5 protein-coding genes are annotated in these 7,171 nt (G+C 70.8%); 4 read left to right on the top strand and 1 reads right to left on the bottom strand.

Annotation, left to right across the window (positions count from 1 at the left end; genetic code table 11):
* The first annotated feature begins 142 nt into the window (after positions 1-142).
* The 4 genes from AB0B90_RS26210 to AB0B90_RS26195 all read left to right on the top strand — a co-directional run bounded on the left by AB0B90_RS26210 (position 143) and on the right by AB0B90_RS26195 (position 5,794).
* Positions 143-841, top strand: coding sequence for an HAD family hydrolase (locus AB0B90_RS26210; protein ID WP_362925225.1), 699 nt, complete (start codon positions 143-145; stop codon positions 839-841).
* 327 nt (positions 842-1,168) lie between these two features.
* Entirely contained in the window at positions 1,169-1,474 is a 306-nt protein-coding gene (locus AB0B90_RS26205) for a hypothetical protein (RefSeq protein WP_362925223.1), read from the top strand.
* Positions 1,475-1,553: 79 nt separating this feature from the next.
* Positions 1,554-3,440, top strand: a complete 1,887-nt coding sequence (locus tag AB0B90_RS26200) for a propionyl-CoA synthetase (protein WP_362925221.1) — start codon at positions 1,554-1,556, stop codon at positions 3,438-3,440.
* 89 nt (positions 3,441-3,529) lie between these two features.
* A complete protein-coding gene (locus AB0B90_RS26195; protein ID WP_362925219.1) occupies positions 3,530-5,794 on the top strand; it encodes a serine/threonine-protein kinase in 2,265 nt (754 codons plus the stop codon).
* A gap of 76 nt (positions 5,795-5,870) precedes the next feature.
* Here AB0B90_RS26195 and AB0B90_RS26190 read toward each other — a convergent pair whose 3' ends face one another.
* Positions 5,871-7,031: a DUF418 domain-containing protein gene (locus tag AB0B90_RS26190; RefSeq protein WP_362925217.1), complete on the bottom strand. Its 1,161-nt coding sequence runs from the start codon at positions 7,029-7,031 to the stop codon at positions 5,871-5,873.
* Positions 7,032-7,171 lie beyond the last annotated feature (140 nt).

Here is a 7,171-nt window from a genome sequence, read left to right as displayed (position 1 = left end):
GCCCGGCGGGCGTCCTGCCCGTCCCGGCGGCGGGCCGGAGGATGCCCCGCCCGGCCCCGGCCCGCCGCCGGAACGTTCCCGGCCCTGAGAAGTCCCGGCCCACGTCCCGTTTCCCCCGCCGACGCGGGGTAGTCGACCCGGCATGCGCTATCACGTTCTGGCCTGTGACTACGACGAGACGCTGGCCACCGAGGGCCGCGTCGACGGCGACACCCTGGACGCACTCGAACGCCTCGCACGCTCGGGGCGGCGACTGGTCATGGTGACCGGCCGGCAGGTCGACTCCCTCACCCGGGACTTCCCGCGACTCGACCTGTTCGACCTGGTCGTCGCCGAGAACGGAGCCGTGCTCCACAACCCGGAGGAGCAGGAGAGCTCGCCCCTCGCGGAGGCACCGCCCGAGACCCTCGTCGAACGCCTGCGCGAGCTGGACGTGGAGCCGCTCAGTGTCGGCTCGGCGATCGTGGCCACCACGGAACCGCACGCAGAGACCGTTCTCGACGCCATCCGCGAACTCGGCCTGGAGATGCAGGTCATCTTCAACAAGGGCGCGGTGATGCTCCTGCCCTCGGGGATCAACAAGGCCACCGGCCTGACCGCCGCCCTGGCGGAGCTGGAGATGTCGGCGCACAGCACGATCGGCGTGGGCGACGCCGAGAACGACCACGCGTTCCTCGCCGCCTGCGAGTGCGCGGTGGCGGTGGCCAACGCGCTGCCCGCGGTCAAGGAACGGTGTGACCTGGTGACCGAGGGAGAGCACGGAGCCGGGGTCGTCGAGCTGATCGACCGGATCCTGGAGAACGACCTGGCCGACGTGGACGTGACACGCCACCACCGCTGACACGCATTGCGAACTCCGCGGTGCCGGGGCTGCACGAAGGAGGACGCCCTTTCCTTGACGGTTTCCGCCTTCTGCAGGCTCCGTAGTGTTCCTTCGGGCGAACCGCACCGGGGTCGCTGGAGACTTTGACGTACTCCGGCGCGATTCAATCTTCGTGCGGCCGCAAATTACATGCCCCACCACGAAGAATGTAAATTACATTCCCTATCACGAAGAAACCGCACGACAGGCCATATTCTCGCGACCAAGTGGTCAATGCCGTCTTTACCTGGGTCCGTTTGAAATTTATCCTCGGTCGATCCAATGATCCGGCCCTGTAGGAGAATCATGCGAAAAGGTACTCGGCTCCGCCGGCTCGGTCTCGTCTCAGCGGTGGTGGCGGTCGGCCTGGCGAGCACGCCCGTGGCCGCGCACGCCGACGGCTACGACACTCCCCGCAGCGCCACCGTCGTGGGGGCGGGCAACACCCACGCGGAGGGGTTGGCGGCGACCGAACAACGGGCCCGGGCGGCCGTCCTCGCGGTCGGCCACGACTGCACCCCTGGGGTCTATTACACCCTTACCACCTATGTGTCCCCGGGTGGCGGCACGTGGGTCTTCCGGTCCACTCACGAGGCGATGTGCGTCGACTGAACAAGCTCGGCCTCGGCCACGGGAGAATACGCGGAGAGGGGCCTCGACCTGGGAGTCCGGGAAAGAGGATGATGGCTGGATGTCGTACGCTGACGCCTTCGCCCGCAGCATCGCCGACCCCGAGGACTTCTGGGCCGAGGCCGCCGAGGCCGTCACCTGGAGCAGGCCGCCGCGCGAGGTCCTGGACGCCGGAGCGCCGCCCTTCTACCGGTGGTTTCCCGACGGGGAGCTCAACACCTGCCACAACGCGCTGGACCGGCACGTCGAGGCCGGGCACGGTGACCGGGTCGCGCTGATCCACGACAGCCCGGTGACGGGCACCGGCAGGCGTTACACGTACGCCGAGCTGCGCGACGAGGTCGCGAGGTTCGCCGGGGTGCTGCGCTCGCTCGGGGTGGAGCAGGGCGACCGGGTGGTGGTCTACCTGCCGATGGTGCCCGAGGCGGTGATCGCGATGCTGGCGTGCGCGCGGCTGGGGGCGGTGCACTCGGTGGTGTTCGGCGGGTTCGCGCCCAAGGAGCTGGCGGCCAGGATCGACGACGCGCGGCCCAAGGTGGTCGTGTCGGCCTCCTGCGGGATCGAACCCTCGCGCGTGGTGCCGTACAAGCCGATGCTCGACGCCGCGCTCGACCTGGCCGGGCACCGGCCCGCGCACTGCGTGATCCTCCAGCGCGAGCAGTCCCCCGCCGAGCTGGTGGAGGGGCGGGACGTCGACTGGGCGAGCGCGAAGGCCGACCCTGCCGAATGTGTGCCGGTGCGGGCGACCGATCCGCTCTACATCCTCTACACCAGCGGCACCACCGGCCTGCCGAAGGGCGTCGTGCGCGACAACGGCGGGCACGCGACGGCGCTGCTGTGGAGCATGACCAACGTCTACGACATCGCGCCGGGCGAGGTGTTCTGGGCGGCCTCCGACGTCGGCTGGGTCGTCGGGCACTCCTACATCGTGTACGGGCCGCTGCTGCGCGGCGCCACGACCGTGCTGTACGAGGGCAAGCCGGTCGGCACCCCCGACGCGGGCGCGTTCTGGCGGGTGATCGCCGAGCACCGGGTGAACGCGCTGTTCACCGCGCCGACCGCGTTCCGTGCCATCAGGAGGGCCGACCCGCAGGCGGCCCTGCTCGACGGGTACGACATCTCGTCGCTGCGGACGCTGTTCCTCGCCGGTGAGCGTCTGGACCCCGACACCTACCACTGGGCGGCGGACAGGCTTGGCGTGCCGGTCGTCGACCACTGGTGGCAGACCGAGACCGGCTGGCCCGTCGCCGCCAACCTGCGCGGGCTGGAGCCCATGCCGGTCAAGCCGGGCTCCCCCACCGTGCCCGTCCCCGGATACGACGTGCGCGTGCTGCGCGCCTCGGGCGAGGAGTGCGCCCCCGGCGAGGAGGGCGCGATCTGCATCCGGCTCCCGCTCCCGCCGGGCACGCTCCCCACGCTCTGGCAGGACGACGAGCGCTACGTGCGGTCCTACCTCACGGCCTTCCCCGGCTACTACCTGACCGGCGACGGCGGCCACCTCGACGAGGACGGCTACCTGTTCGTGATGGGCCGCACCGACGACGTGATCAACGTGGCCGGGCACCGGCTGTCGACCGGGTCCATGGAGGCGGTGCTGGCCGCGCATCCGGCGGTGGCCGAGTGCGCGGTCATCGGGGTCGCCGACGAGCTGAAGGGGCAGGTGCCGCGCGGCTTCGTGGTGCTGAAGAGCGGGACGGAGATCGACCCCGAGACCCTGCGGGCCGAGCTGGTCCTCGCCGTTCGCGAGCAGGTGGGCGCCGTGGCCGCCTTCAGGCAGGTGGACGTGGTCCCTGCCCTGCCGAAGACCCGGTCGGGAAAGATCCTGCGCAAGACCATGCGCGGGATCGCGGAGGGCTCCGACGAGCCCGTTCCATCGACCATCGAGGACGCGACGGTGCTGGACGCGCTGCGCCCCGTCATCGGACGCCGCACCACGGCGGACGGGTAGGTCCCGGAGGGCCGACGCTCGGCATCATCACGGTCACAATCCGTTCCTTTTTACGGCTTATCGCACCGTGTCATCGTTAAGGTTTCAGCGTGGCGCACGAAGCGGGCATGCTGGTCGCCGGGCGATATCGGCTGATGAACGTGCTGGGCCGCGGCGGGATGGGCACGGTGTGGCGGGCACGGGACGAGAGCCTGGAGCGCCAGGTAGCGATCAAGGAGCTCATCCTCCCCGACTACCTGGACGTTGCCGCACGTGAGACCCTCTACCGGCGGATGGGGCGCGAGGCCCGCGCCGCGGCTCAGCTGAAACATCCGGCGATCATCACCGTCCACGACCACGTCGTCGAGGCCGACGGCCGCCCCTGGATCGTGACGGAGATCATCGACGGGCCCTCCCTCGACGAGTTGCTGAGAACCCAGGGGCGCCTGCCGCCCCGGCGGGTGGCGGCGATCGGCGCGCAGATCCTCGCGGCACTGCGGGTCGCGCACGCCGCCGGGATCACCCACCGCGACATCAAGCCCGCGAACGTCCTGCTCGAAGGTGAGCGGGTCGTGCTGACCGACTTCGGGATCGCCGCCGTCGAGGGAGACGTCACCCTCACCGGCGCCGGCGTCACCCTGGGCACCCCCGCCTTCATCTCCCCCGAGCAGATCAACGGCCACCCCGCCACCGCCGCGTCGGACCTGTGGTCGCTGGGCGCCACCCTGTACGCCGCGGTCGAGGGCCGCCGGCCGTTCGCCGGTACGACGCATGGATCGATCTACGTCTCGATCGCCACCCGGCCGTTCGCCCCGCTCGTACACGCCGGTCCTCTCGCCCCCCTCCTGGAGGGACTGCTGCGCAAGGAACCCGCCCTCCGCCTCACCGGAGCCCAGGCCGCCGCCGTCCTCGCCGAGATCGCCGCCACGCCGGACCCCGGGGAATCCTCCACCGGGCCGGATCCGGACGAGGGCGACACCCGGATCGCCGATCGGCCCGCTCCCGGCGCATCGGCTCCTTCGCCGCCGACCGAGTCGTACACCGCGGCACACCAGGAGACCCGAAAGGCCCAGGAGGCCCTGGAGACCCAAGAGGCCCAGGAGACCCTGGAGGCACGGCCCGACACCCTGCGGTTCACCGCCGTGTCACCCACGGCGCCACCCGCTGTGTCGCCCTCGGTGTCGCCTGCGTCCCCCTCGGCCCTGCCACCCGCAACCCTGTCGTCCACCACCCCGGCCACCTCACCCGCGCTCGCGTCCGTGTCCGAGGCCGCCCCCGAGGCCGCCTCCGCGTCCGAGGTCACGGCTGCGGAGAGCGCGGCACGTACCCGTCGGCGCCGACTCCTCCCGGTGGTCGCCGTGGCCGGGGCGCTCCTCGCCACGGCCGCCGTCGTGACCTACCTGCTCTGGCCCGTGACGGGCCCCGGGAAGGTGACCGCTCTCGCACAGCTCAGAGGGCACACGGAAACGGTGAACACGGTGGCGTTCAGCCCGGACGGCGAGACGCTGGCCACCGGCGGCGGTGACGGCGCGGTGATCCTGTGGGACGCGCGGACCCGGCGACCGGTCGGCGAACCGATGAAGGGCCACACCAGGGCGGTGGACTCGATCGCGTTCAGCCCGGACGGCAGGCTCCTGGCCAGTGGCGGCAACAACGGCGAGGGGACCGAACCCGGCGACCACACGGTGATCCTGTGGGATGTGGCGACCCGCCGGCAGGTCGGCGAGCCCCTCACCGGCCACATCGACTGGGTGCGGTCGGTCGCCTTCAGCCCCGACGGCAAGATCCTCGCCACCGCGAGCGCCGACGCGACGGTGATCCTGTGGGACACGACGACCTGGCAGCCGATCCGCGACCCTCTCACCGGCCACGGCGACTGGGTGCAGTCGGCCGTCTTCAGTCCCGACGGCAAGATCCTCGCCACCGCGAGTGACGACGCGACGGTGATCCTGTGGGACACGACGACCTGGCAGCCGATCGGAGCCCCCCTCACCGGTCACATGGGGCCGGTGTGGCCGGTCGCCTTCAGCCCCGACGGCACGACCCTCGTCAGCGGCGGCAGCGACAGGACGGCGATCGTGTGGGACCTCGCGACCCGCCGTCCGGTCGGAGACCCCCTCCCTCATCCGGGCGAGATCCACGCTCTCGCGTTCAGCCCGGACGGCGACACCCTCGCCGTCGGCACCGGCCTCGTCGTCCGGCTGTGGAACACGCGGACCTGGCGACCGGCCGGCGATCCGCTCACCGGCCACACCGGGTCGGTGTGGTCGGTCGCCTTCGGCCCCGACGGCAAGTCTCTCGCCACCGCGAGTGACGACAAGACGGTGATCCTGTGGGACACGTCCTCACCGGTCGGAGCCGCGGCTTTTCCGTGACCGCGGCTCGTCGGAGCGAACATGCTCGTCATCGCGGAGGCGGGGGCGGGAGCGGGGGTAGTCCGTGGAGACACCCCTACTGTCTTGTCGGTGTTTCTTGAGCCGTGCCGGATCTCCTGGCAAGCCCCTGCGGCGCCAGGTACGCCCACTGCCAGAGAGTCTCGACGGGACCCCGCTCGAAGCGCCGCAGCCAGAGCGTGGACAGCGTCATGAAGAGCGCACAGATTCCCGCCCAGGCCGCCACGACCCACCACGGCCGCAGGCCGTCGAGCGTCGCGGCCAGGCCGAGCCCCCAGCCGTAGCAGAGCGCCGAGGCGACCAGGTTCTGGAAGACGTAGGAGCTCAGGGCCGTACGACCGACGTTGGTCAGCCCTCGTCTCAGCACGCCGGGAGCACCGCTCGCCCGCCGCGCGAGGGTGGCGACGAGACCGAGCAGTCCCAGCGCCACCAGCGGTGGCAGCAGATACCGGTCCACCAGGAACCAGCCCGGACCGGCGAACGCGGTGGCCAGGTTCAGCGGCAGGCCCACGGCGAGTCCGCCGACCATGAGCCTCCGGCGCAGTGCCGCGCCCCGCTCCGAGTCCTCGAACACCCCGGCGCGCATCAGCTGGGAGCCGAGCAGGAACAGCACGATGCCCATCGGGACGATGAGGAGGATCTCCAGCCGGTAGAGGACGATCATCTCGATCCGGGCGGCGACCTGCTGCGGGTAGGTGCCGTCGGTGAAGAGCGTGGACGACTCCGCCCCGGTGTCCAGGCTCGCCGAGCTGGTGCCGACGGTGAGCACGCCGATCAGTGCGGCGAACACCGACCCGACGGTGATCATCCAGACCCTGATCACGCGGTCGCTCCTGCCGATCAGGTACGCCACGATGATCGAGGTCAGCGCGTAGCCCATGAGCACGTCGAACTCGAAGATCAGCAGGTAGTGGATCAGACCTTCGACGAACAACAACCCGGCCCGCCACAGATACCAGCCGGGCCACGGTACGCCACGGCGTGCGGCCGAACGGTACTGGAGTTCGAGCCCGACCCCGAAGAGCAGGGTGAGCAGTGCGAGGAACTTGCCGTTGGTGAGGAAGCGGAGGAAGGTCTCCACGGTTCCCGGCTGCCCCAGCGCCCCGATGACGTCGGCGGGACCGCCGGGATCGGTGAAGATCCAGATGTTCGTGCCCAGGGTGCCGACGATGGCGATGCCTCTGAGCAGGTCGAGCACTTCGATACGACGACTTGTCACCCCTTCACGATCCCGTCCCGCGGGCCCGCGGACATCGTCTCGCAGACCCATTCGGGACGTACATCGATGTATGTACCGGGCCCGGATTCCGGTCCATGAGGTCCGTGCTCCCCACCCGGGCCCCGCGGCCGGTACGGTCG

Origin of the sequence: Streptosporangium sp. NPDC049078, assembly GCF_040648855.1 — a bacterium.
Lineage (GTDB): Bacteria > Actinomycetota > Actinomycetes > Streptosporangiales > Streptosporangiaceae > Streptosporangium.
Note: the sequence above shows the minus strand (reverse complement) of the source record. Positions and strands in the feature narration are given on the sequence as shown.

Coding starts and splice junctions, on each gene's coding strand:
- AB0B90_RS26205 (WP_362925223.1), top strand. CDS start 1,169: ATGCGAAAAGGTACTCGGCTCCGCCGGCTCGGTCTCGTCTCAGCGGTG.
- AB0B90_RS26210 (WP_362925225.1), top strand. CDS start 143: ATGCGCTATCACGTTCTGGCCTGTGACTACGACGAGACGCTGGCCACC.
- AB0B90_RS26200 (WP_362925221.1), top strand. CDS start 1,554: ATGTCGTACGCTGACGCCTTCGCCCGCAGCATCGCCGACCCCGAGGAC.